Origin of the sequence: Enterobacter sp. ODB01, assembly GCF_001623605.1 — a bacterium.
In the GTDB taxonomy this organism is placed as follows: domain Bacteria; phylum Pseudomonadota; class Gammaproteobacteria; order Enterobacterales; family Enterobacteriaceae; genus Enterobacter; species Enterobacter kobei.
The window spans coordinates 1,150,088-1,173,751 of the sequence record NZ_CP015227.1 but is presented as its reverse complement, the minus strand read 5'-3'; the positions used below and the strand labels follow the sequence as shown (position 1 = coordinate 1,173,751).

Annotated in this window: 23 protein-coding genes and 1 pseudogene; 18 read left to right on the top strand and 6 right to left on the bottom strand. The window is 53.9% G+C overall.

Annotation, left to right across the window (positions count from 1 at the left end):
* Window positions 1-84: 84 nt before the first annotated feature.
* A complete protein-coding gene (locus tag A4308_RS05710; protein ID WP_001023232.1) occupies window positions 85-534 on the bottom strand; it encodes a copper resistance protein in 450 nt (149 codons plus the stop codon).
* A gap of 234 nt (window positions 535-768) precedes the next feature.
* Between A4308_RS05710 and pcoA the strand changes: the two genes are divergently transcribed.
* The 8 genes from pcoA (at window position 769) to A4308_RS05665 (ending at window position 9,074) form a co-directional block, all read left to right on the top strand.
* Window positions 769-2,586, top strand: a complete 1,818-nt coding sequence (pcoA, locus tag A4308_RS05705) for a multicopper oxidase PcoA (RefSeq protein ID WP_000925243.1) — start codon at window positions 769-771, stop codon at window positions 2,584-2,586.
* 5 nt (window positions 2,587-2,591) lie between these two features.
* Window positions 2,592-3,482, top strand: coding sequence for a copper resistance outer membrane transporter PcoB (pcoB, locus tag A4308_RS05700; protein WP_001378118.1), 891 nt, complete (start codon window positions 2,592-2,594; stop codon window positions 3,480-3,482).
* 39 nt (window positions 3,483-3,521) lie between these two features.
* Window positions 3,522-3,902, top strand: coding sequence for a copper resistance system metallochaperone PcoC (gene pcoC / locus A4308_RS05695; protein ID WP_000025662.1), 381 nt, complete (start codon window positions 3,522-3,524; stop codon window positions 3,900-3,902).
* 55 nt (window positions 3,903-3,957) lie between these two features.
* Window positions 3,958-4,836, top strand: a complete 879-nt coding sequence (pcoD, locus tag A4308_RS05690; RefSeq protein WP_229692861.1) for a copper resistance inner membrane protein PcoD — start codon at window positions 3,958-3,960, stop codon at window positions 4,834-4,836.
* 54 nt (window positions 4,837-4,890) lie between these two features.
* Entirely contained in the window at window positions 4,891-5,571 is a 681-nt protein-coding gene (gene pcoR / locus A4308_RS05685; protein ID WP_001188930.1) for a copper response regulator transcription factor PcoR, read from the top strand.
* On the top strand, window positions 5,568-6,968 hold the full coding sequence (gene pcoS / locus A4308_RS05680; protein ID WP_001211180.1) for a copper resistance membrane spanning protein PcoS: 1,401 nt from the start codon (window positions 5,568-5,570) through the stop codon (window positions 6,966-6,968). The genes pcoR and pcoS overlap by 4 nt, the downstream gene beginning before the upstream one ends.
* A 217-nt stretch (window positions 6,969-7,185) precedes the next feature.
* The gene (gene pcoE, locus A4308_RS05675) at window positions 7,186-7,620 is read left to right on the top strand and encodes a copper resistance system metallochaperone PcoE (protein ID WP_000723069.1); all 435 of its coding nucleotides are present in this window, start codon (window positions 7,186-7,188) and stop codon (window positions 7,618-7,620) included.
* Between the two features lie 428 nt (window positions 7,621-8,048).
* Window positions 8,049-9,074 carry a TerC/Alx family metal homeostasis membrane protein gene (locus A4308_RS05665; RefSeq protein WP_014885578.1) on the top strand — a complete coding sequence of 342 codons (1,026 nt, stop codon included), beginning with the start codon at window positions 8,049-8,051 and terminating at the stop codon, window positions 9,072-9,074.
* Between the two features lie 60 nt (window positions 9,075-9,134).
* Here the strand turns inward: A4308_RS05665 and A4308_RS05660 are convergent, their stop codons facing one another.
* A complete protein-coding gene (locus tag A4308_RS05660; protein ID WP_072093626.1) occupies window positions 9,135-9,797 on the bottom strand; it encodes an HAD family hydrolase in 663 nt (220 codons plus the stop codon).
* 321 nt (window positions 9,798-10,118) lie between these two features.
* Between A4308_RS05660 and A4308_RS05655 the strand changes: the two genes are divergently transcribed.
* Complete coding sequence (locus tag A4308_RS05655; protein WP_014885576.1) at window positions 10,119-10,565, top strand: NlpC/P60 family protein; 447 nt, start codon at window positions 10,119-10,121, stop codon at window positions 10,563-10,565.
* Between the two features lie 5 nt (window positions 10,566-10,570).
* On the opposite strand, the gene A4308_RS05650 is transcribed toward A4308_RS05655, so the two are convergent.
* Window positions 10,571-11,365 carry an SDR family NAD(P)-dependent oxidoreductase gene (locus tag A4308_RS05650; protein WP_045281305.1) on the bottom strand — a complete coding sequence of 265 codons (795 nt, stop codon included), beginning with the start codon at window positions 11,363-11,365 and terminating at the stop codon, window positions 10,571-10,573.
* A 32-nt stretch (window positions 11,366-11,397) separates the two neighbouring features.
* A complete protein-coding gene (locus tag A4308_RS05645; protein ID WP_014885574.1) occupies window positions 11,398-12,279 on the bottom strand; it encodes a LysR family transcriptional regulator in 882 nt (293 codons plus the stop codon).
* 99 nt (window positions 12,280-12,378) lie between these two features.
* On the opposite strand from A4308_RS05645, the gene A4308_RS05640 reads away from it, so the two are divergent.
* From A4308_RS05640 to arnF, 8 genes and pseudogenes are all read left to right on the top strand, one after another.
* A complete protein-coding gene (locus tag A4308_RS05640; RefSeq protein ID WP_014885573.1) occupies window positions 12,379-12,885 on the top strand; it encodes a phenolic acid decarboxylase in 507 nt (168 codons plus the stop codon).
* A 323-nt stretch (window positions 12,886-13,208) separates the two neighbouring features.
* Window positions 13,209-14,346, top strand: a pseudogene (gene arnB, locus A4308_RS05635) (UDP-4-amino-4-deoxy-L-arabinose aminotransferase).
* 1 nt (window position 14,347) lies between these two features.
* Entirely contained in the window at window positions 14,348-15,331 is a 984-nt protein-coding gene (gene arnC, locus A4308_RS05630) for an undecaprenyl-phosphate 4-deoxy-4-formamido-L-arabinose transferase (protein ID WP_045135446.1), read from the top strand.
* On the top strand, window positions 15,328-17,310 hold the full coding sequence (gene arnA / locus A4308_RS05625; protein WP_014885570.1) for a bifunctional UDP-4-amino-4-deoxy-L-arabinose formyltransferase/UDP-glucuronic acid oxidase ArnA: 1,983 nt from the start codon (window positions 15,328-15,330) through the stop codon (window positions 17,308-17,310). The genes arnC and arnA overlap by 4 nt, the downstream gene beginning before the upstream one ends.
* A complete protein-coding gene (arnD, locus tag A4308_RS05620) occupies window positions 17,307-18,209 on the top strand; it encodes a 4-deoxy-4-formamido-L-arabinose-phosphoundecaprenol deformylase (RefSeq protein ID WP_045135447.1) in 903 nt (300 codons plus the stop codon). Before arnA ends, arnD begins: the two co-directional genes overlap by 4 nt.
* Window positions 18,206-19,861 carry a lipid IV(A) 4-amino-4-deoxy-L-arabinosyltransferase gene (gene arnT / locus A4308_RS05615; protein WP_045281308.1) on the top strand — a complete coding sequence of 552 codons (1,656 nt, stop codon included), beginning with the start codon at window positions 18,206-18,208 and terminating at the stop codon, window positions 19,859-19,861. The genes arnD and arnT overlap by 4 nt, the downstream gene beginning before the upstream one ends.
* Entirely contained in the window at window positions 19,861-20,196 is a 336-nt protein-coding gene (arnE, locus tag A4308_RS05610) for a 4-amino-4-deoxy-L-arabinose-phosphoundecaprenol flippase subunit ArnE (RefSeq protein WP_014885567.1), read from the top strand. Before arnT ends, arnE begins: the two co-directional genes overlap by 1 nt.
* Window positions 20,193-20,597, top strand: coding sequence for a 4-amino-4-deoxy-L-arabinose-phosphoundecaprenol flippase subunit ArnF (arnF, locus tag A4308_RS05605; protein WP_014885566.1), 405 nt, complete (start codon window positions 20,193-20,195; stop codon window positions 20,595-20,597). The genes arnE and arnF overlap by 4 nt, the downstream gene beginning before the upstream one ends.
* On the opposite strand, the gene acpT is transcribed toward arnF, so the two are convergent.
* A complete protein-coding gene (gene acpT, locus A4308_RS05600) occupies window positions 20,554-21,150 on the bottom strand; it encodes a 4'-phosphopantetheinyl transferase AcpT (RefSeq protein ID WP_045281309.1) in 597 nt (198 codons plus the stop codon). The genes arnF and acpT overlap by 44 nt on opposite strands.
* Before the next feature lie 100 nt (window positions 21,151-21,250).
* Window positions 21,251-22,300 (bottom strand): AI-2E family transporter, encoded by a 1,050-nt coding sequence (locus A4308_RS05595; RefSeq protein WP_014885564.1) that lies wholly within the window; start codon window positions 22,298-22,300, stop codon window positions 21,251-21,253.
* 145 nt (window positions 22,301-22,445) lie between these two features.
* Between A4308_RS05595 and A4308_RS05590 the strand changes: the two genes are divergently transcribed.
* Window positions 22,446-23,663, top strand: coding sequence for an MFS transporter (locus tag A4308_RS05590; protein ID WP_045135451.1), 1,218 nt, complete (start codon window positions 22,446-22,448; stop codon window positions 23,661-23,663).
* The last annotated feature ends 1 nt before the right edge of the window (window position 23,664 follow it).

Below are 23,664 nucleotides of genomic sequence, written 5' to 3'. Positions count from 1 at the left end.
GCAATATGGGGCTCATGTCCTGCTACGTAACCCGTCAGTAAAGCCCTGCTGCGCACCTGACGCTAAGCACTAACCCGCCTGCAGTTACCTGGTCGAATACAGCCCGCGAAGCTTTCTTGCCTGCGTCTGATGTGCTTCCGCACCGGCATTATTGACCTGCTCATGCACGAGAGCGGCTTTTTCTCCGGCATTCAGTTCGTTAAAAGAAGAAGACGAGGTCTTTGAATTTGCATCACTGCCGGACAGCATTTTTTTATGTTCCTCAATCATTTTCTGATGCGCATAGGACGCGCTGTTGTTCATAAATGAATGAGCAACAATGGCCCTTTCATGTTCATTCATTTCAGAGAATGAGGGCGTGTTGTTTTTATTAACCCTGTCCGGTAAGTTTTCATGCGTCGAGGAGTTCACATGACTGACGGCTGAGGCATTATTAACAAATCGATGTGCTTCATGGGCAATATCACTGGACTGAGCAAAAGCTGCCCCACAAAATAAAGCTGTAAACGCAGTGGCCGTGATTAATATATTCATGTGTAATTACCTTCTGAGGTACATAAAAGATGTCCTTATGATCATATATAAAAATAATCAACCTGTGGGGAAGATGACGTAAATGTAATACAGCTATGTACATTACACGATTGTAATGAATTTGTTTCTTAAGGTGTGCTAGATTCATTTCATTGTAAGTGGATGAACCAGTAATTTAATTTAAATCGGTTCTCGAATTCTGTCAGTAACCATACTTTAAATAAGGGAATGCGCATGCTGTTGAAAACGTCTCGACGAACTTTCCTGAAGGGGTTAACCCTCTCTGGCGTAGCCGGAAGTCTTGGCGTATGGAGTTTCAATGCGCGTTCCAGTCTGAGCCTGCCAGTTGCCGCATCCCTGCAGGGTACTCAGTTTGACCTGACCATTGGTGAAACGGCCGTCAATATCACGGGCAGTGAGCGTCAGGCCAAAACAATCAATGGAGGCCTGCCGGGGCCCGTTCTTCGCTGGAAAGAAGGTGACACCATTACCCTGAAGGTCAAAAACCGTCTTAATGAACAGACGTCCATTCACTGGCACGGCATTATTCTTCCGGCCAATATGGATGGTGTTCCGGGGCTGAGTTTTATGGGCATAGAGCCTGATGATACCTACGTTTACACCTTTAAGGTTAAGCAGAACGGGACTTACTGGTACCACAGCCATTCCGGTCTGCAGGAACAGGAGGGGGTATACGGTGCCATTATCATCGATGCCAGGGAGCCAGAACCGTTTGCTTACGATCGTGAGCATGTGGTCATGTTGTCTGACTGGACCGATGAAAATCCTCACAGCCTGCTGAAAAAATTAAAAAAACAGTCGGATTACTACAATTTCAATAAACCAACCGTTGGCTCTTTTTTCCGCGACGTGAATACCAGGGGGCTGTCAGCCACCATTGCCGATCGGAAAATGTGGGCTGAAATGAAAATGAATCCGACTGACCTCGCGGATGTCAGTGGCTACACCTACACCTATCTCATGAACGGGCAGGCCCCGCTGAAAAACTGGACCGGACTGTTCCGTCCCGGTGAAAAGATACGCTTACGGTTTATCAACGGCTCGGCAATGACCTATTTCGATATCCGTATCCCCGGGCTGAAAATGACGGTCGTGGCTGCAGATGGCCAGTATGTAAACCCGGTTACCGTTGACGAATTCAGGATTGCCGTTGCCGAAACCTATGATGTCATTGTGGAGCCTCAGGGTGAGGCCTATACCATCTTCGCACAATCCATGGACAGGACCGGTTACGCTCGAGGGACACTGGCCACGAGAGAGGGGTTAAGTGCTGCCGTTCCCCCCCTCGATCCCCGTCCTCTGTTGACCATGGAAGATATGGGTATGGGGGGAATGGGACATGATATGGCAAGAATGGACCACAGCCAGATGGGAGGCATGGATAACAGCGGAGAGATGATGTCTATGGACGGTGCTGACCTTCCGGATAGCGGGACATCCTCCGCGCCCATGGATCACAGCAGCATGGCCGGTATGGATCATTCCCGGATGGCCGGAATGCCGGGTATGCAAAGTCATCCTGCGTCAGAAACGGATAACCCACTGGTTGATATGCAGGCGATGAGCGTCTCTCCGAAATTAAATGATCCGGGTATTGGTCTTCGAAATAACGGAAGAAAGGTTCTCACGTACGCGGATTTGAAAAGCCGCTTTGAGGATCCTGACGGACGTGAACCTGGCCGTACCATAGAACTGCATTTAACCGGCCACATGGAAAAGTTTGCCTGGTCATTTAACGGAATCAAGTTTTCAGATGCCGCACCGGTGCTGCTGAAATACGGTGAGCGGCTCAGGATCACGCTGATCAACGATACCATGATGACTCACCCCATTCACCTGCATGGTATGTGGAGCGATCTGGAAGATGAAAACGGTAATTTCATGGTTCGTAAACACACAATAGATGTTCCCCCTGGTACAAAACGCAGTTACAGAGTGACAGCAGATGCGCTTGGCCGCTGGGCGTATCACTGCCATTTGCTCTATCACATGGAAATGGGAATGTTTCGTGAAGTCCGGGTGGAGGAATGATGCGAATGAAGAGAAATTTGAAGGCCATACCTGTTCTGGTCGCCGGTTTGTTTACCTCACAGCTTTCTATTGCGGCGGGCTCCGTCTCTGCAGATCCCCACGCCGGGCACGACATGTCTGCCATGCAGATGCCAGCAGATGAGAATTTCACTGAGATGACGTCAATGGAGCCCATTGTAACTGAGAGCAGAACGCCAATTCCGCCTGTTACCGATGCCGACCGGAAGGCTGCATTCGGCAATTTACAGGGGCATGCGATTCACGACAGTGCGATTAATTATCTGGTTCTGCTGGATCAACTGGAATGGCAACGGTCGGATAACACCAACAATTTCAGCTGGAGTGTTAACAGCTGGATTGGAGGCGACACAGATCGGATTTGGCTAAAGAGTGAAGGTGAACGAAGCAATGGGGAAACGGAGGCGGCTGAAGCGCAGTTACTCTGGGGACATGCGGTTGGCCCATGGTGGGATTTGGTTGCGGGTGTCAGGCAGGATTTCAGACCTGCTTCTGCCCGGACCTGGGCTGCTGTCGGTTTTCAGGGGCTGGCACTCTATAATTTTGAGTCTGAAATTACGGGTTTTGTCAGTAATGGCGGAAAAGCAGCCCTTCGTCTGGGAGGAGAATACGACGTTTTACTGACTAACCGGCTCATACTCCAGCCATCCTATGAGGTGAATTTCTACAGTCAGGATGATGAATCGCGGGGTCGCGGCAGGGGACTGACTGACACAGAGCTGGGGCTCCGGCTGCGCTATGAAATACGCCGTGAGTTTGCACCCTATATAGGCGTTTCCTGGAATCAACTTTACGGGAAAACATCCGATATGGCGAAAAGAGAAGGTGAGAAAGACCATCAGGTAGTATTCCTGGCGGGAGCCAGAATCTGGTTTTAACGCACTGATATAAAACACTCAACTAAACAGGTAAATAAAATGTCGATTTTAAATAAAGCCATTCTTACAGGTGGCCTCGTTATGGGCGTTGCTTTCTCTGCTATGGCCCATCCGGAATTAAAAAGCTCTGTGCCACAGGCTGATTCAGCCGTAGCGGCCCCGGAAAAGATTCAGCTTAATTTCTCGGAAAATCTGACCGTGAAATTCTCAGGTGCAAAATTAACGATGACGGGTATGAAAGGCATGTCATCACATTCTCCGATGCCGGTCGCGGCAAAAGTGGCGCCAGGCGCTGACCCTAAATCGATGGTCATTATTCCGCGAGAGCCTTTACCCGCTGGCACTTATCGTGTTGACTGGCGCGCGGTTTCTTCAGATACGCACCCTATTACCGGTAATTACACCTTTACAGTGAAGTAATATTATGAACGACCTGATTATGATTGTTATTCGTTTTCTTCTTTATCTGGATTTGATGGTAATATTTGGATTGCCATTTTTTCAGATATATGGAATAAGCGGTGTCAGACATGAAACCTATAACCTGACTAATTTCAGGTCGTTTATAACCTTTGCTGTTGTTACAGGCATCATTCTTACTGGCATTAATATGCTCCTGGTATCTAATGCCATGAGTGGAGTAACTGACCTCAGAGAATTATCCATCCATGTTATCGAGATGGTGATAGAAGAAACTGATGTGGGTATTAGCTGGATTGTCAGGCTCTGTGCCCTGTTTACCACACTCGGTGCTTTGTTCCTTTACACTAATAAGAGAGTATTGTCCTGCCTGCTGATGACGATGAGTGGGGGCGTGGCGCTGGCTACACTTGCCTGGGGAGGACACGCCGTTATGCATGACGGTCTGCATTACTATCTCCATTTACTGAGCGATCTGACCCATCTCGGCGCTGCAGGTGCCTGGACAGGTGCTCTGGTTGCATTTGCTATCCTGCTGATGCGCAGAAACGAGCATAATGCACAGAGCGTCATTGTGATATCTGACTCCCTGGCAAAATTTGCCACGGCAGGAACGGTGATTGTTGTAGCCCTGATCCTGAGTGCGCTGGTCAACTATCTGTATATTGCTGAGGGTAACTTAACTCCCTTATTCAACAGTTCCTGGGGGAGGATATTGCTTGCCAAGACGGCTCTGTTTGTTCTGATGCTTCTTCTGGCTGCAGCAAACCGGTTTCACCTGGGTCCCCGGCTTGAAGTTATGGTCAGGGAAGGGAATTATGATCGCAGCGTTGCCCTGATGCGAAACAGCATCCTGACAGAATTCGTTGTTGCGATTATCATTCTGGGCGCCGTAGCGTGGCTCGGAATGCTTGCTCCGTCTCAGGTCAGCTAGGGGACAGCCAAAGCTCATGCGTGAGATTTTTACTTTCATATCAGCGAGTTGACCATGCAGCGTATTTTAATCGTTGAAGACGAACAAAAAACAGGTCGTTACCTGCAGCAGGGACTGGTTGAGGAAGGCTATCAGGCCGATCTCTTTAATAATGGCCGCGATGGTCTCGGGGCCGCGTCGAAGGGACAGTATGATTTGATAATACTGGACGTGATGCTGCCTTTCCTCGACGGGTGGCAAATCATCAGCGCACTGAGGGAGTCCGGGCACGAAGAACCGGTCCTGTTTTTAACCGCAAAGGACAACGTGCGGGACAAAGTGAAAGGACTGGAGCTTGGCGCAGATGACTACCTGATTAAGCCCTTTGATTTTACGGAGCTGGTTGCACGTGTAAGAACCCTACTGCGCCGGGCACGCTCGCAGGCCGCAACAGTCTGCACCATCGCCGATATGACCGTTGATATGGTGCGCCGGACCGTGATCCGTTCGGGGAAGAAGATCCATCTCACCGGTAAAGAATACGTTCTGCTTGAGTTGCTGCTGCAACGCACCGGAGAAGTGTTACCCAGGAGTCTTATCTCGTCCCTGGTCTGGAACATGAATTTTGACAGTGATACGAATGTGATTGATGTCGCCGTGAGACGTCTGAGAAGTAAAATTGATGATGACTTTGAGCCAAAACTGATCCATACCGTTCGCGGTGCCGGATATGTCCTGGAGATCAGAGAAGAGTGAGGTTCAAAATTTCCCTGACCACACGCCTGAGCCTGATTTTTTCTGCGGTGATGCTTACGGTATGGTGGTTATCAAGTTTTATCCTGATTAGCACCCTTAATGGCTATTTCGATAATCAGGACCGCGATTTTCTGACAGGTAAACTTCAGCTCACCGAAGAGTTTCTTAAAACAGAGACGTTCAGGAACAAAACGGATATTAAGTCATTATCAGAAAAAATAAACGATGCGATGGTGGGGCACAATGGCTTATTCATTTCTATAAAAAACATGGAAAATGAAAAAATTGTTGAACTCTATGCCAAAAATTCTGTTGTTCCAGCGGTCCTGCTTAATAAGTCGGGTGATATTCTCGACTATATGATCCAGACGGAAGAAAATAACACCGTGTACCGCAGTATCTCGCGGCGGGTTGCCGTGACGCCGGAACAGGGTAAAAGCAAACATGTCATCATTACGGTTGCCACGGATACTGGGTATCACACCCTGTTTATGGACAAACTCAGTACCTGGCTGTTCTGGTTCAATATCGGTCTGGTCTTTATTTCTGTTTTTCTGGGCTGGCTGACCACACGTATTGGTCTGAAACCGCTACGGGAAATGACCAGTCTGGCTTCCTCCATGACCGTACACAGCCTGGATCAGCGTCTAAATCCCGATCTGGCTCCGCCGGAAATCTCTGAGACCATGCAGGAGTTCAATAATATGTTTGATCGCCTGGAGGGGGCATTCCGGAAACTGTCAGATTTCTCGTCTGACATCGCGCATGAGCTGCGCACACCAGTCAGTAATCTGATGATGCAGACGCAGTTTGCACTGGCTAAGGAAAGGGATGTTTCGCATTACCGCGAAATTTTATTCGCTAACCTGGAAGAACTGAAAAGGTTGTCACGAATGACCAGTGACATGCTTTTTCTGGCACGTTCAGAGCATGGTCTGCTGCGGCTGGATAAACATGATGTGGATCTGGCAGCCGAACTGAATGAATTACGTGAGTTGTTCGAGCCCCTGGCAGACGAAACAGGAAAGACAATCACGGTTGAAGGAGAGGGCGTTGTTGCCGGAGACAGCGATATGCTCCGACGTGCTTTCAGTAACCTGCTTTCCAATGCAATCAAGTATTCTCCCGATAACACCTGTACAGCGATACACCTTGAGCGTGACAGTGACTGTGTGAACGTGATGATTACGAATACGATGTCCGGCCAGGTTCCCGCTAATCTGGAACGTTTGTTTGACCGGTTCTATCGCGCAGACTCATCAAGGTTCTACAACACGGAAGGCGCGGGGCTGGGATTATCAATTACAAGGTCGATCATTCATGCTCACGGCGGCGAGCTGTCAGCAGAACAGCAGGGGCGTGAAATTGTGTTCAAAGTGCGCCTGTTAATGGATTAATCCCGTTGTTCAGGAGAAACCTGGAAGGTGACAAAATTGTCATCATTCAGTCACGCGATAAACAGAGGCGGTTTTTTATAATTATTCATAAATCAGGAGCAGCGTGATAACACAATCACCTGGTTCCTGGAGTGATGATTAACCCGCCCTGAGATCAACTGCTTTCTCTGTTATAAGCCATTGATTGTTTGGGTATGTAAACACCGGAGACCCAACCATGAAAAAGATTCTCGTATCATTTGTTGCCATTATGGCTGCCGCTTCATCTGCCATGGCTGCAGAGACAATGAACATGCATGACCAGGTAAATAATGCACAGGCACCTGCCCACCAGATGCAGTCATCTGCTGAAAAAAGTGCAATTCAGGGAGACAGCATGACAATGATGGATATGAGCAGTCACGATCAGGCCGCAATGTCCCATGACATGATGCAAAACAGCAATTCTGCTGCCCACCAGGACATGGCTGAAATGCATAAAAAAATGATGAAAGCTAAACCCGGAGCTACCAACGAAACAGCAAAGTCATTTTCTGAAATGAGCGAGCATGAGAAGGCCGCAGCTGTACATGAGAAGGCGAATAATGGTCAGTCTTCCGTTGTTCACCAGCAGCAGGCTGATAAGCATCGCAGTCAGATCACCCAGAATTAACCCGCAGCTCCACTTGTTAGACCCTCATTTGACGCCGAAGTCACTGGCTTACGCTCCCGTCCGGGAGCGTTTTTTTTCCCATATATCAAACTTTAACTCTGAAGAGGTGGAAGTATCTGACCAACACTGTCACGTAACGCCAGATAACTACAAAAACACCTTTTTCCTCCTGTAAATTGCAGTTCCTGCAAGAACATCAAGGCATAATGTTGGAACAGCGTGTGATACACACTTAGCATCATGTTTTGTATGTGTTTTTTTTAAAACTTTACAACTTTAAAGTCTTTTTCAGGTTAAAGGATACAACTTTAATGTCTCTACACAGCCGAAAAGAACAGTTAATATTTATTTTTTTGCGTGCTGTGCCCTTAACGGGCTCGCGCTTTTTATTGTCTGCATGGTGTTTTGTATCCAAAAAAGGGTTGTGTATGTCAGCTGCTCATCTCGGTTTCCCGACGGAAACCGTTGTTGTCTTTGTAGTGATGGCCGTTGGGGCGATGTTTATCGACCTCTTTATGCACCGTCACGATAAACCTGTCTCGCTGAAAAGCGCGGCGATGTGGTCCATCTTCTGGGTCATGATGGCGATGGCGTTCGCCGGGTTCCTGTATGTCCACCACGGTGCAGAGATGGCGAGCCTGTTCCTCACCGGCTATGCGCTGGAAGAGGTGCTTTCCGTCGATAACCTGTTTGTGATGATGGCGATTTTCGCCTGGTTCGGCGTGCCGGATAAGTACCGTCACCGCGTGCTCTACTGGGGTGTGCTGGGGGCGATTGTTTTCCGCGGTATTTTCGTGGCGATCGGAACCAGCCTGCTGAGCCTGGGGCCGTACGTGGAGGTCATTTTTGCGCTGGTTGTCGGCTGGACGGCGGTGATGATGCTCAAACGCAATGAAGAGAGTGACGAAGTGGAAGATTACTCCGGCCATCTCGCGTACCGCCTGGTGAAGCGCTTCTATCCCGTCTGGCCGAAAATCAGCAGCAATGCCTTTATCCTGACCCAGAAAGAGGTGGATGCGGAGCTTGAAAAGCCGGAAAACCAGGACGTCATGGTCGGGCGCGTGAAGAAGGCGAAACGCTACGCGACGCCGCTGCTGCTTTGCGTGGCAGTGGTGGAACTTTCTGACGTGATGTTCGCATTTGACTCCGTACCGGCCATTATTGCCGTGAGCCGCGAGCCGCTGATTATCTATAGCGCCATGATGTTCGCCATTCTCGGCCTGCGTACCCTCTACTTTGTGCTGGAAGCGCTGAAGCAGTATCTGGTCCACCTTGAGAAAGCCGTGGTGTTGCTGCTGTTCTTCGTGGCGTTCAAGCTGGGGTTAAATGCCACCGATCACTTCTGGCATCACGGGTACAGCATTGGCGCGACGGCGAGCCTGTTTGTGGTCTTAGGCGTGCTGGCGCTGGGGATTATTGCGAGCGTGATGTTCCCTGGGAAACGTGAGGCCTGATGCTTTGCCTTTCTCCCTCTCCCCGTGGGAGAGGGCTGGGGTGAGGGCACCAGACCGCACCTAACCCTTAATCGGCGAATTCCGGCGCTTGCGCGGGTGGTGGAAATGCCGCCAGTGAGGATCCTGCGCCGCGGCCAGCAGCTCGTGGTCGCCGCGGGTATCTCCCCAGGCGCGCAGGTGATAGGCCTTCAGATCGCCATACACTTTTTCCAGTCTTGCGACTTTCTGGGCACAGCGGCAGTTATTGCCGGTGATGCGTCCTGTCAGCTTGCCGTCTTTCACTTCCAGCTGGGTGCCAATCAGCTTAATACCGAGCTTATCCGCCCAGGGCTGAAGCACCAGCGCCGGAGAGGCAGAACAGATCGTCACCTCCGCACCGGAATTCACCTCCGCCGCCACGGCCAGAACCCCTTCGGGGCGCATCAGCTTGTTCCAGTATTTTTCGCAAAATGCTTCCGCCTGCTGGCGCAGCCAGTGCTCATCCACTCCCGTCAGGAATGTTTTGATCAGCACTTCCTTGAGCTCATCCCGGGTCAGCTTGCGGCGAACGCAGTGCAGCGTAGGTAACGCCATGCGCACCAGGCGGCCTGCGAAGTAGCGTTTCCCAAAGGCAAAACGCAGGAAAGGGATAAAGCTATCGTGGTGCGTTAGTGTCCCATCAAAATCAAAGACAGAGAGCACGCTGGATTTAGCCACCGTCTCGTCGGCAATCATATTGGTCATAAATACGTCTTAGCTGAAATACACATTCTGCGGATCAGTTTACCTGCTTTATCTAAACAGTCCTTACATCTCCACCCTTTTTTTCACGATCTTGCGATCTAAAAGTGAGTCCATTTTTGGCCTCGATAGTCGTTGGTGAAAAAATGAACTGTCTATATTATCGCCACATCGAAAGATATTTCGGGGGAACATTGGCCCCCACGCGTAAGGAAAAATTCACTCTAAGCCACGATTTTTGATATGACGTTAAGATCGCTTATTTCAATCCTCACACTCAGTTTTGCTTCGTTTTCTGCAATGAGTTTTCAACTGCCTGCATCGATGATCTCGATGAATTCTGCGTTTGCGGAATCACCCGCGAAATCGGCGCTGTTTCATCAGGAAACGGGCCCGCTGCGCTCGCGCATTCTCGATCAATACCAGAAGTGGAAGGGAACCCAGTATCAGTGGGGCGGCACGAGCCACCGCGGCGTGGATTGCTCTGCACTGATGCAGCACCTGTTCAGCGATGCGGCGAATCTTAATTTGCCGCGCACGACCAGCGAGCAAATCCATCGCGGCGTACAGGTGGCGCAGTACCGTCTTAAGGCCGGCGACCTGGTCTTCTTCCAGACGGGGCCAAACCGCAAGCATGTCGGTGTCTACATCGGTGACAACCGGTTTATTCACGCCTCCAGCAGCCAGGGGGTGACGGTGTCAACCCTGACCGATGACTACTGGCAAGCACATTACATCACGGCCCGCCGCGTGACGGGTAGTGCGGCGTAACGGGATCAGATGATGTCATCCACCACGCCACCGTCGACGCGCAACGCTGCGCCCGAGGTGGCGGAGGCCTGAGGCGAACAGACATAAATCACCATATTGGCCACCTCTTCTACCGTGGCCGCACGCTGGATAACCGAGCTGGGGCGGTTGGCCATGACAAATTCTTTCGCCAGCTGCTCCAGCGATTTCCCGGTTTTCTCGATTTCATCTTTCATCATTTCTGCGAAACCGTCCGACAGTGTTGGCCCCGGCAGTACGCTGTTCACCGTCACGCCGCTTCCTGCTACGAACTTCGACAGCCCGCGAGCGAGCGAGAGCTGTGCCGTTTTAGTCACCCCGTAGTGGATCATATCCGCCGGAATATTGCAGGCCGATTCGGAAGAGATAAACACCACCCGTCCCCAGCCTTTTTTCACCATGCCTGGCAGCAGGGCGCGGGAAAGACGCACGCCGGACATCACGTTGGTCTGCCAGTAACGCTCCCAGGTTTCATCGTCGGTGCTATAGAAGTCCTGCGGGCCGTAAATTCCGGCGTTGTTCACCAGAATATCGACATCACTTGCGACCTTCAGCAGCGACTCAACCCCTTCTGCCGTACTGAGATCGGCAATGGCGGCACGCACCTGTACGCCGGGTACAACCTGCTGTAACTGCTGAATACCCTTGTTCACCGAGTCGATGCTGCGGCCATTCACGATCACTTCCGCGCCGCTTTCCGCCAGGCCTCTGGCAATGGCGAACCCGATACCGCCGGTTGAGGCAGTCACCAGCGCCACTTTCCCCGCAAAGTCGATTTTCATCTTCTGCTCCTTATCGTTTTAGCGTTCGGACCTTAAAGCGTAGCAGGTGGTGATGACGGCTCCTGGCTAAAAAGGCGCAGCAGGGTTTCAACCTGCTCATCCAGCGGGGCGAGGGTACGTTTCACGATCAAATGCAGCGGCGTGGCCCGGCGGACACCGTGGTTCAGCGGAAGGATTTTCAGTAAGCCTTGCTCCAGCAGGGGCTGGATGCGTTCCTCTGGCAGCCAGCCGTAGCCGACCTGAGAGACAACCGCCTCTATGGCAGCATCAATGGTGGAGAACGTCCACGACTCGCCGGCAGCCCGCGCGGCGTTCTGGCTGTCCGCAATCTGGATAAGCGGCCACGGGCGCAGCATCTCATCATTAAGCGGTGCATCAAGACAAAAGAGCGGATGCTGGTAATGCGCCACGGCGACAAAGTCGATATTCATCAGCCACTCGCCAAGCCCGGTAATGTCCTGGCGGCGGGTCAGGACCATTACGTCCGCTTCGTCGTTTATCGTGTCCGCGCGGCTATTTTCCAGCACCTCGGTAAGGCGCACCTGGGTTTGCGGATACCGTTGCTGGAATTGTCTTAAAATCGCGAACAGCCTGCGGCGGGGAAAAATACTGTCTACGATCAGATCGACTCGGGTGCGCATGCCGCTATGCAGCGTCGCGGCGCGCGTCTCAACATAAGAGAACGCTTTCAGCAGCGGTTTTACCTGATTCAGCAATAATTCTCCTGCGGGCGTGAGGACTGCCCGTCTCCCTTCCACCACCAGCAGCGCAATGCCCAGGCGCTCCTGGAGTAAAGAGAGGTTGTAACTGACGGAAGACTGGCTGCGGTGTGTCTGTTCTGCCGCTTTGGCAAAACTCCCGGCCTCGACCACTTTTTCCAGGAGTGACCACTGTTCAAGAGTTGTTTTATGCATGACATATCTAATTTTTGAATTAATTTGATTCAAACATAGCGTTATTCATTCATTTTTTGAAGGGGTACGATACGTTCATCAAAACAAAGGAGACACATCATGAGCAACTTCGACAAACATGACTTAAGCGGCTTCGTCGGCAAACATCTGGTTTATACCTACGATAACGGCTGGAACTACGAGATTTACGTCAAAAATGAAAACACCCTCGACTACCGTATTCACAGCGGCCTGGTCGGAAACCGTTGGGTAAAAGATCAGCAGGCGTATATCGTTCGCGTCGGGGAGAGCATCTATAAAATCTCCTGGACAGAGCCAACCGGTACTGACGTGAGCCTGATTGTTAACCTGGGCGACAACCTGTTCCACGGCACCATCTTCTTCCCGCGCTGGGTAATGAACAATCCGGAAAAAACCGTCTGTTTCCAGAACGATCATATTCCGCTGATGAATAGCTATCGCGATGCCGGTCCGGCATATCCCACAGAAGTGATTGATGAATTCGCGACAATCACCTTTGTGCGCGACTGTGGTCCAAATGATGACAGCGTGATTGCCTGTGCGGCCAGCGAGTTACCTGAAAACTTTCCAGAAAACTTAAAATAAGCGCGACAATTAACTAAAAAGAAAAGTTCCCGGCTATTTCATATTATTTTGAAATGGCCGGGATTTTTTTTGTTTGTTGATGTTTGGTTTAAATCATTTCCTGGCAAAACGTTGTGAAGATCACAATAAAAAATATTTAATATTAATTTAACTTGTTGTTTTTAAAGTGTCTGCTAGTAGTTCTATAACGTTATAAACGTTGTCTTAATTTTTCCCTAAGAAATGAAAGCTATTTTGATATGAGTTTATGGTTCGTTGAAATAAACGGACCGGCATTTGGTTAATATCAAAAACGTGCCATTTTTATTGCAAGGAAATTAATAATGAGTGATTTTCTGCCCTTTTCGCGACCCTCAATGGGTGCCGAAGAAATGGCGGCGGTTCAGGACGTTTTGATGTCGGGCTGGATCACCACGGGGCCTAAAAATCAGGAGCTTGAAGAGGCATTTTGTCACCTGACGGGCAATCAGCATGCGATTGCCGTCTGTTCTGCCACCGCGGGCATGCATGTCACGCTGATGGCGCTGAATATTGGCCCCGGCGATGAAGTGATCACCCCTCCCAGACCTGGGTTTCCACGCTAAATATGATCGTGTTGCTGGGTGCCACACCGGTGATGATTGATGTGGACAACGACACGTTGATGGTGACGCCTGACGCCGTTGAAGCGGCGATAACCTCGCGTACTAAAGCCATTATCCCCGTCCATTATGCTGGCGCACCGTGTGACATCGACGCGATTCATGCCATTGGCGAACGTCACGGTATTCCCGTTATTGAAGATGCTGCCCATGCCGCCGGAACCTATTACAAGAACCGCCATGTGGGCTGGAAAGGGACGGCGATTTTTTCCTTCCACGCCATTAAAAATATGACCTGTGCAGAAGGCGGTTTAGTTGTCACGGATAACGCTCAGCTTGCTGCGCGGATCCGCAGTCTGAAATTCCACGGCCTGGGGGGGATGCCTATGACCGCCAGACGCACGGTCGTGCACCGCAGGCTGAAGTGATCTCGCCGGGCTATAAATACAACCTGGCGGATATTAACGCCGCGCTGGCGCTGGTGCAGTTGGGCAAATTAAAAGAGGCCAACAAACGCCGTGAGGAAATCGCGCAACGCTACCTGCGGGAGCTGGCCGATACGCCGTTCCAGCCGCTGACCATCCCGGCATGGCCGCACGTTCACGCCTGGCACCTGTTTATTATTCGCGTTGATGAAGCCCGCTGCGGTATTTCACGCGACAACCTGATGGCGGCGCTGAAGGAGAAGGGCATCGGTACCGGCCTGCACTTCCGTGCGGCGCACACTCAAAAATACTACCGCGAGCGTTTTCCTGATGTATCGCTCCCGAATTCGGAATGGAATAGCGCACGTATTTGCTCTCTCCCTCTTTTCCCGGACATGACTCATGACGACACAACCCGCGTCATTACCGCGCTCCATCAGCTTGCAGGACATTGATATGTTCAGTGCACCACCCGTACAAAAAGTTTCCGTCGTCATTCCTGTTTATAACGAACAGGAGAGCCTGCCTGAACTGATTCGCCGCACGACGGCCGCCTGCGAGACGCTGGGCAAAGCGTATGAAATTCTGCTGGTGGACGATGGCAGTAGCGATGACTCCGCAATGATGCTGACCGATGCTGCCCAGGCTGAAGGCAGCCATATTGTTGCCGTGCTGCTGAACCGTAACTACGGCCAGCACTCGGCGATCATGGCCGGATTTAGCCACGTTACGGGCGATCTGATCATCACCCTGGACGCGGATCTGCAAAACCCGCCGGAGGAGATCCCACGCCTGGTGGCGAAAGCCGATGAAGGCTATGACGTGGTCGGCACGGTGCGTCAGAACCGTCAGGACAGCCTGTTCCGCAAGCTGGCCTCACGCACTATCAACCGTCTTATCCAACGTACGACCGGTAAAGCGATGGGCGATTACGGCTGCATGCTGCGCGCCTACCGCCGTCATATTGTCGACGCCATGCTGCATTGCCACGAGCGCAGCACGTTTATTCCGATCCTCGCTAACACGTTCGCCCGTAAGGCAACGGAAATCCCGGTCCTGCATGCCGAGCGTGAGCACGGGGAATCGAAGTACAGCTTCATGCGTCTCATCAACCTGATGTACGACCTTATCACCTGCCTGACCACCACGCCGCTGCGTCTGCTGAGCGTTTTCGGCAGCATCATCGCGCTGGCGGGGTTCGCGCTCTCCGTCCTGCTGGTGGTGCTGCGGCTGGTCTTTGGCCCGCAGTGGGCGGCTGAAGGGGTCTTCATGCTTTTTGCCGTGCTGTTTATGTTCATCGGTGCCCAGTTTGTCGGCATGGGCCTGCTCGGTGAATACATTGGCCGAATTTATAACGATGTCCGCGCACGTCCGCGCTACTTTATTCAACGTGTTGTCCGTCAGGAACACAAAGCATCTCAAGAGGAAATCCACCCATGAAAGCTGTTGTATTTGCCTATCACGATATGGGTTGCACGGGCACGCTGGCCCTGCTGGAAGCGGGCTATGACATTGCGGCAATCTTTACCCATCCGGACACGGCGGGCGAAAATCACTTTTTCAGCTCAGTGGCGCGCATCGCCGCCGAGCGGGGGATTCCGGTTTATGCCCCGGACGACGTGAACCATCCGCTGTGGGTGGAGCGCATCCGCGCGCTTGCCCCTGATGTCATCTTCTCGTTTTACTATCGCAACCTGATCTGCGACGAGATCCTCGGCCTGGCCGCAAAAGGAGCATTTAACCTTCACGGCTCACTGCTGCCAGCCTACCGTGGGCGCGCGCCGCTGAACTGGGTGCTGGTGAACGGCGAAACGGAAACGGGCGTGACCCTGCACCGGATGGTCCACCGTGCGGATGCGGGGGCCATCATTGCCCAGCACCGCGTGGCAATCGATGCGGATGAAACGGCGCTGCAGCTGCACCAGAAACTTTGCACCGTGGCACAAAGCCTGCTGCGCGACGCGCTGCCAGCTATCCTGAACGGCACCTTCAGCGAGACCGCGCAGGATGAGAGCAAAGCAAGTACCTTCGGTCGCCGCACGCCGGAGGATGGTCGTCTGGACTGGAACCAACCTGCTCGCCAGCTTCACAACCTGGTGCGTGCCGTGACCGACCCGTGGCCGGGGGCATACAGCTTTGCGGGCGTAAGCAAATTTATCGTCTGGAAATCCCGCGTGCGCGACGACATCCCGGCGGCAAAACCGGGCACCGTTGTCTCCGTCTCCCCGCTGATTGTGAGCTGCGGCGAGCAGGCGCTGGAGATTATTACCGGGCAAACCGACAGCGGTCTTTACGTGCAGGGCACGCAGCTGGCCCAGTCTCTGGGCCTGGTCGCCGGGGCGCTGATCACAAGCGCCCCGGTGGTTGCCGTTAAACGCCGCACCCGCGTGCTGATCCTCGGCGTGAACGGCTTTATCGGTAACCACCTGACTGAACGCCTGCTCAAAGACGATAACTACGAAATCTATGGCCTGGATATTGGCGCGGATGCGATCAGTCGTTTCCTCGACAACCCACGCTTCCACTTCGTGGAAGGGGATATCAGCATCCATTCCGAGTGGATTGAATACCACATTAAAAAATGTGACGTGGTACTGCCGCTGGTCGCCATCGCCACGCCTATCGAGTACACCCGTAACCCGCTGCGCGTGTTCGAGCTGGACTTCGAGGAGAACCTGAAGATCATTCGCGACTGCGTGAAATACGACAAGCGCATCATCTTCCCGTCCACCTCTGAAGTGTACGGCATGTGTACCGACAAAAACTTCGACGAAGACACCTCTAACCTGGTGGTCGGGCCGATCAACAAACAGCGCTGGATCTACTCTGTCTCCAAACAGCTGCTGGACCGCGTGATTTGGGCCTACGGTGAGAAAGAGGGGCTGCGCTTTACCCTGTTCCGTCCGTTCAACTGGATGGGCCCGCGTCTGGATAACCTGAACGCGGCGCGTATCGGTAGCTCCCGTGCGATCACCCAGCTGATCCTGAACCTGGTAGAAGGCTCACCGATTAAGCTTATCGAAGGCGGCAAACAGAAACGCTGCTTCACGGATATCAGCGACGGTATCGAAGCGCTGTTCCGCATCATCGAAAACAAAGATAACCGCTGCAACGGTCAAATCATCAACATCGGGAACCCTGACAACGAAGCGAGCATTCGCGAACTGGCTGAGATGCTGCTGGCCAGCTTTGAGCGCCATCCGCTGCGCGATAAATTCCCACCGTTTGCCGGTTTCCGCGAAGTGGAAAGCAGCAGCTACTACGGTAAAGGCTACCAGGACGTTGAGCACCGTAAGCCGAGTATTCGCAATGCGAAGCGCTGCCTGAACTGGACACCGACGGTGAAGATGGAGCAAACCATTGACGAGACGCTCGATTTCTTCCTGCGCACCGTGGAGCTGTCGGAACAGGTCTCATGAAAAAAGTCGGTTTACGCATTGATGTCGACACCTTCAGGGGAACGCGTGACGGCGTCCCCAGGCTGCTGGAACTGCTGAGCAAGCACGGTGTGCGTGCCAGCATCTTCTTCAGCGTGGGGCCTGACAACATGGGACGCCATTTATGGCGTCTGATTAAACCGGCATTTCTGTTCAAAATGCTGCGCTCACGCGCAGCATCTCTCTACGGCTGGGATATTCTGCTGGCCGGCACCGCCTGGCCCGGTAGACGCATCGGCGCGGGTAACGAAGCGGTTATCCGTGAGGCGGCGCAGCAGCATGAGGTCGGCCTGCATGCCTGGGATCACCACGCCTGGCAGGCGTGGGCAGGCGTCTGGGATATCCCGCGTCTCTCCCGTGAAATTGAGCGTGGAATGCTGGAGCTGGAGGCCATCACCGGTCAGCCCGTGCGCTGTTCCGCCGTGGCAGGATGGCGTGCGGATCAACGGGTCGTAAAGGCCAAAGAAGCCTTTGCGTTTCGCTACAACAGCGATTGCCGCGGAACCGGTCCGTTTTTGCCGCTGTTAGGCGAAAATCACTACGGTACGGTGCAAATTCCGGTCACGCTTCCCACCTGGGATGAAGTGGTCGGACGCGAGGTGAAGGCGGAAGAATTTAATCGTTATATTCTGGACCGTATGCATCGCGATACGGGTACGCCGGTGTATACCATCCATGCAGAAGTAGAGGGGATTGCGTATCAGCATGATTTCGATGCGTTGCTGACCCTGGCCGCTCAGGAGGGCATTGAATTCTGCCCGTTGAGCGAGCTGCTGCCCGACGACCTCAGCACCCTGCCTGTGGGAAAAATTGTCCGTAATGAACTGGCTGGCCGGGAAGGCTGGCTTGGCCATCAACACACCGTGAGTCCGGTCCCATGAAAACAGCCCGTTATGGCTTAGCGCTTCTCGCACTGTTTATCGTTTACTACCTCATTCCTGTCGATGTCCGCCTGCTGTGGCAGCCTGACGAAACGCGCTATGCGGAAATCAGCCGCGAAATGCTGGCATCGGGTGATTGGGTCGTCCCGCATTTTCTGGGGCTGCGTTACTTTGAAAAACCGATTGCTGGCTACTGGATCAACAGTCTCGGGCAGTTGCTGTTCGGGCACACCAACTTTGCCGTACGCGCCGGGGCGATATTCTCCACCGGGTTAACGGCGCTGCTGGTGATCTGGATGGCCTGGCGTCTCTGGCGGGATAAGCGAGTAGCCATTTTCTCCGGCCTTATCTTCCTGACCCTGTTCCTGGTGTACGGTATCGGCACGTATGCGGTGCTGGATCCTATTATCACCCTGTGGCTGGTGGCGGCGATGTGCAGCTTCTGGCTGGCCTCGCAGGCCCAAACCGTGGCCGGAAAAGCGGGTGGCTATGTGCTGCTTGGGCTGGCCTGTGGGATGGGGGTGATGACCAAAGGCTTCCTGGCGCTGGCCGTTCCGGTGATTGGCGTGCTGCCGTGGGTGATCGTCCAGAAGCGCTGGAAAGAGGTGCTGATTTTTGGCTGGCTCGCGATCCTGAGCTGCGTGCTGATTGTCCTGCCGTGGGCGCTGGCGATTGCGCATCGGGAGCCTGATTTCTGGCGTTACTTCTTCTGGGTTGAACATATTCAGCGTTTTGCCCAGAGCGACGCCCAGCATAAAGCCCCGTTCTGGTATTACCTGCCGTTCCTGCTCGCGGGCAGTCTGCCGTGGCTGGCACTGCTGCCGGGCGCGTTTCGTCTCGGCTGGAATGACAGACAAAGCGCGGGGGGAGGATTCTATCTGCTGGGCTGGGTGGTGATGCCGCTGCTGTTCTTCAGCATCGCCAAAGGCAAACTGCCGACCTACATCCTGCCCTGTTTTGCCCCGCTGGCTATCCTGATGGCGCGCTATGCCTGCCTCGCGGCGGAAAAAGGTGCGAGAGCGTTGCGCATTAACGGTGGGATTAACCTGGCGTTTGGGGTGTTCGGCGTGATTGCGGCGCTGGTGGTCTCGCCATGGGGGCTGGCTAAGCATCCGGTCTGGACGCCGGTCGAACTGTACAAAGTGTTCTGTGCAGTGGTGGCGTTCCTCCTCTGGGCCGCGGTGGGCTGGTTTACGTTCAGACAGAGTCAGCAGCGGTGGTGGCTGGCAGCCTTGTGTCCTGCAGGCCTGGCATTGCTGATTGGTTTTGCCATTCCTAACCTGGTGGTGGATTCCAAACAGCCGCAGTCGCTGGTCGATACCGTGCGCGAGCCGCTTCAGGAAAGCCGATTTGTGCTGGCCAATAACGTTGGCGTGGCCGCGGGTCTGGCGTGGGAGCTGAAGCGTAATGACATTACGCTGTTTGGTCAGAGCGGCGAACTGCGTTACGGGCTGGATTATCCCGATGTGAAAGATCGTTACGTCGACAAAGATGACTTCGCGCAGTGGCTGGCGACGCATCGTCAGCAGGGGCGTGTGTCGCTGGTGGTTCTGCTGTCAAAGCGTGACGATATCTCACGGGCGAATTTACCGCAGCCGGACAATCTCTATATCCAGGGACGGTTTGCCTTGCTGGAGTATCTGCCGAAGTGATGACCTGGACCTGGCTGGTACTGGCAAGCTTGCTCAGCTGCGCGGGGCAGTTATGCCAGAAACAGGCCACCCGTCCGGCGAAAGCCGGGCGGCGCGGCGCGCACATTATGTTGTGGCTTGGTCTGGCAGGGCTGGCGCTGGGTAGCGGAATGCTGGTCTGGCTGGTGGTGCTGCAACGCCTGCCCGTTGGCGTCGCCTATCCTATGCTGAGCCTCAACTTTGTCTGGGTAACGCTGGCGGCAAAAGTATTCTGGCGCGAACACGTTGCTGCGCACCACTGGCTGGGGGTCGGGTTTATCATCATTGGGATTATCGTGCTGGGAGGAAGCCTGTGAAAGGCGCGTTCTGGGCGTTATGCAGCGTGCTGTTAGTCAGCGCCGCACAGCTGTTGCTGCGCGATGCCATGCAGGCACTGCCGCCGGTCAGCGATGTTCTGGCGCTTATTTCCGCGCTGTGGCACTTCTCATCCGGCACGGGCGCGCTGCTGCTGGGGTTGATGGGGTATGTGGCCTCTATGGGCTGCTGGTATCTGGCGCTGCATCGCATGGCGCTCAGCAAAGCATATGCCTTGCTGAGCCTCAGTTATATTCTGGTGTGGGCCGCGGCAATCGTCCTGCCCGGCTGGGGGGAACACTTCTCCTGGCACGGGCTGGTGGGCGTCGGGTTTATTATGCTGGGTGTATTAACGATTTTTAGGCCAGCACGTCGTCAGCAGAATGGATCAGGCCGGCGCTGAGTTCGAAGGGCGTTGCGGTACAGACCGCAAGGCTCAGCGAGTCTATGCGGCAGTGGCTGACTGAATGAAACGCGCTGGCGGTACTGTCAATGCTAACCATTTGCCAGGCGTGACCGCCGCACTGTTTAACGATCGCTTCCTTTCGCGTCCAGATACGCCAGAATGCCGTAAGCTGGCGCTCTGGCGTTTCCTTTTCCAGCTCTTCATGCTCGGCGCCGCTGAAGACGGCATTAGCGAGCGTGCGCCAGTTATCCTGCGGGCGAATACGTTCCAGGGAGCAGCCCACGTTACCTTCGTCACTGATAATTAACGCAATCTCATCTCCCGAGTGGCTAAGGCTGAACCACAGCGGATAGTCGCCGGCAAAAAGGGGTTTCCCCTGTTCGTTGTGGATAATCTCCGGGAGTGGCTTCGGCGCCAACAGACGCGAAAGCAACCCGCGTCCAGCGAGCCAGCGCGCGCGATGGGCGCCTTCGGGCGCGTGTCGGGAGAGCGCTTCAGCCCAGCGGTTGGTGCTCAGCGAGGAGATTTTTCCCAGAAAAACCTGGTACATATAACGTCTGGCCTTCAGTCAAACAGAGAGTCGCAAAGTTGCGCGGCGAAACCATTACTATAATCTATTGTCCCCGATAATGGCTAACCCGACCAGCGGCTTAGCCCGGCAACCGGCTTTTGGGTCGTCCCGGCCCCAGCAGGATCGCCAGCTTGCTGCCCCCTTTGGTGGTCTCCATCCAGATTTTACATACGCTGGTCAGCGGAACCGACAGCAGCATCCCAACCGGGCCCAGCAGCCATCCCCAAATCAGTAAGGATAAAAATACCACCAGCGTCGACATGCCCAGCCGGTGCCCCATCATGCGCGGCTCGAGAATATTCCCCAGCACCATATGCACGACGAGGAACAGCGCGCCGACCAGCATACATTCATAAAATCCATTAAACAGAAACGCCTGAATCATCGGCGGCACGGCGGAGAGCACGGCGCCAATGTTGGGAACGTAGTTCAGCAGAAATGCCAGCACCCCCCACATCAGGGCGAACTGGACGCCCATCAGCATCAGCCCCAGCCAGACAATGATCCCGGTCCATACGCTCAACAGCGTTTTCAGCGCCAGATATTTGGACACGCCCTTCAGCGCGCGGTGTAAACCGGCAATATGGATTTGCGGGTTATTTAATGCAAAACGCAGCTTGTAGGGCACATGACGGACTTCGAACAGCATGAACACCACCGTCATGACCAGCAGCAAAATGCTGGCCATCGCGCCGGAAAGACCGGTCATCAGCGTGGTGGCGTAGGTCATAACTTTCTCTGAATCCATCCTGCGCAGCATCCGTTCTGGCGAGATATGCAGATTAAGAAAGGGCATCATCTCCTGCAGGGCGATGATTTTGCGCGTCAGCTCTTTATTGTACTGCGGCAGCATGGTGGAGAATTCGCTCAGCGATGCGGCCAGTACGCCGAAGAGTGCCGTCAGGCCAATCAGCATTACAATCACCACAATAGTGATGGCCACCGGGCGGCTAACGCCCCGGCGTAAAAACCAGGTCACCAGCGGATTGAGAACAATGGCAAAAAAGAGTGCCAGCAGAAGCTGGACGATAATGTCAGCGGCAGCATGAATACCCGCAAGGATAACCACCAGACAGGCGAGTTTTAATAAAATGTGGAGTCCTGCTTTATCGGGCTGGGGGGAGATCATGCGCGTTCCTTAGTAAGATGACGCATTAAGTGTAGTGCCTGGCTTCCGCTTCGTCTGGCACCGATAATCTGAAAGTCGGGGCTGATTTTCTGATGGCGTCGTGGTAATAGTGAAACACTGTTGCAAAAAATTCAGGTCTAACTCCATGCCCGAACCTGCCGCTGAACCGGCGCTGAGCGGATTGCGCCTCAATCTGCGTATTGTTTCCGTCGTCATTTTCAACTTTGCCAGTTATCTGACCATTGGTCTGCCGCTGGCGGTCTTGCCGGGCTATGTCCATGACGTAATGGGGTTTAGCGCATTCTGGGCGGGGCTGGTGATTAGCCTGCAGTATTTCGCCACGCTGTTAAGCCGGCCGCATGCCGGGCGCTACGCGGACATGTTCGGACCAAAAAGCATCGTCGTGGTGGGGTTGTGCGGCTGTTTCCTCAGTGGCCTGAGCTACCTGCTGGCGGCCACAACCAGCGCCTGGCCGCTGGTCAGTCTGACGCTCCTCTGCCTGGGCCGCGTCATCCTCGGTATTGGGCAAAGTCTGGCGGGAACCGGCTCCACGCTGTGGGGCGTGGGCGTTGTCGGCGCATCACACATTGGCCGGGTGATCTCCTGGAACGGAATTGTTACCTACGGCGCGATGGCGCTCGGTGCACCGCTCGGCGTGGCCTGTTATGCCTTTGGCGGGCTCTATGGGCTCGCCATCACCATTATGGTGGTCGCGCTTCTGGCGATTCTGTTTGCCCTGCCGCGCCCGAAAGTAAAGGCCAGCAAGGGCAAGCCACTGCCGTTTCGGGCCGTGCTGGGCCGCGTATGGCCGTACGGTATGGCACTGGCCCTGGCGACGACCGGCTTCGGCGTCATTGCGACCTTCATTACCCTGTTCTATGACGCCAAAGGCTGGGAGGGCGCGGCCTTTGCGTTAACCCTCTTTAGCGTGGCGTTTGTTGGCGCGCGCCTGCTTTTCCCGAACGGCATCAACCGTCTGGGTGGGCTGAATGTGGCGATGATCTGCTTTGCGGTCGAGATCGTCGGGCTGCTGTTGACCGGCATCGCCAGTGCACCCTGGATGGCGAAAATGGGCGTCTTCCTTGCGGGGGCCGGTTTCTCGCTGGTCTTCCCGGCGCTGGGCGTGGTGGCGGTGAAAGCGGTGCCGCAGCAGAACCAGGGAGCGGCGCTGGCGACCTATACGGTATTTATGGATATGTCGTTAGGCATTACCGGGCCGCTGGCGGGGCTGGTGATGGCCTGGGCAGGGGTACCGGTGATTTATCTTGCCGCAGCGGGTCTGGTGATAATTGCCTTGTTACTGACGTGGCGGCTAAAAAAATGGCCCCCGGTGCAAGCACCGGAGGCCACGTCATCATCGTGAA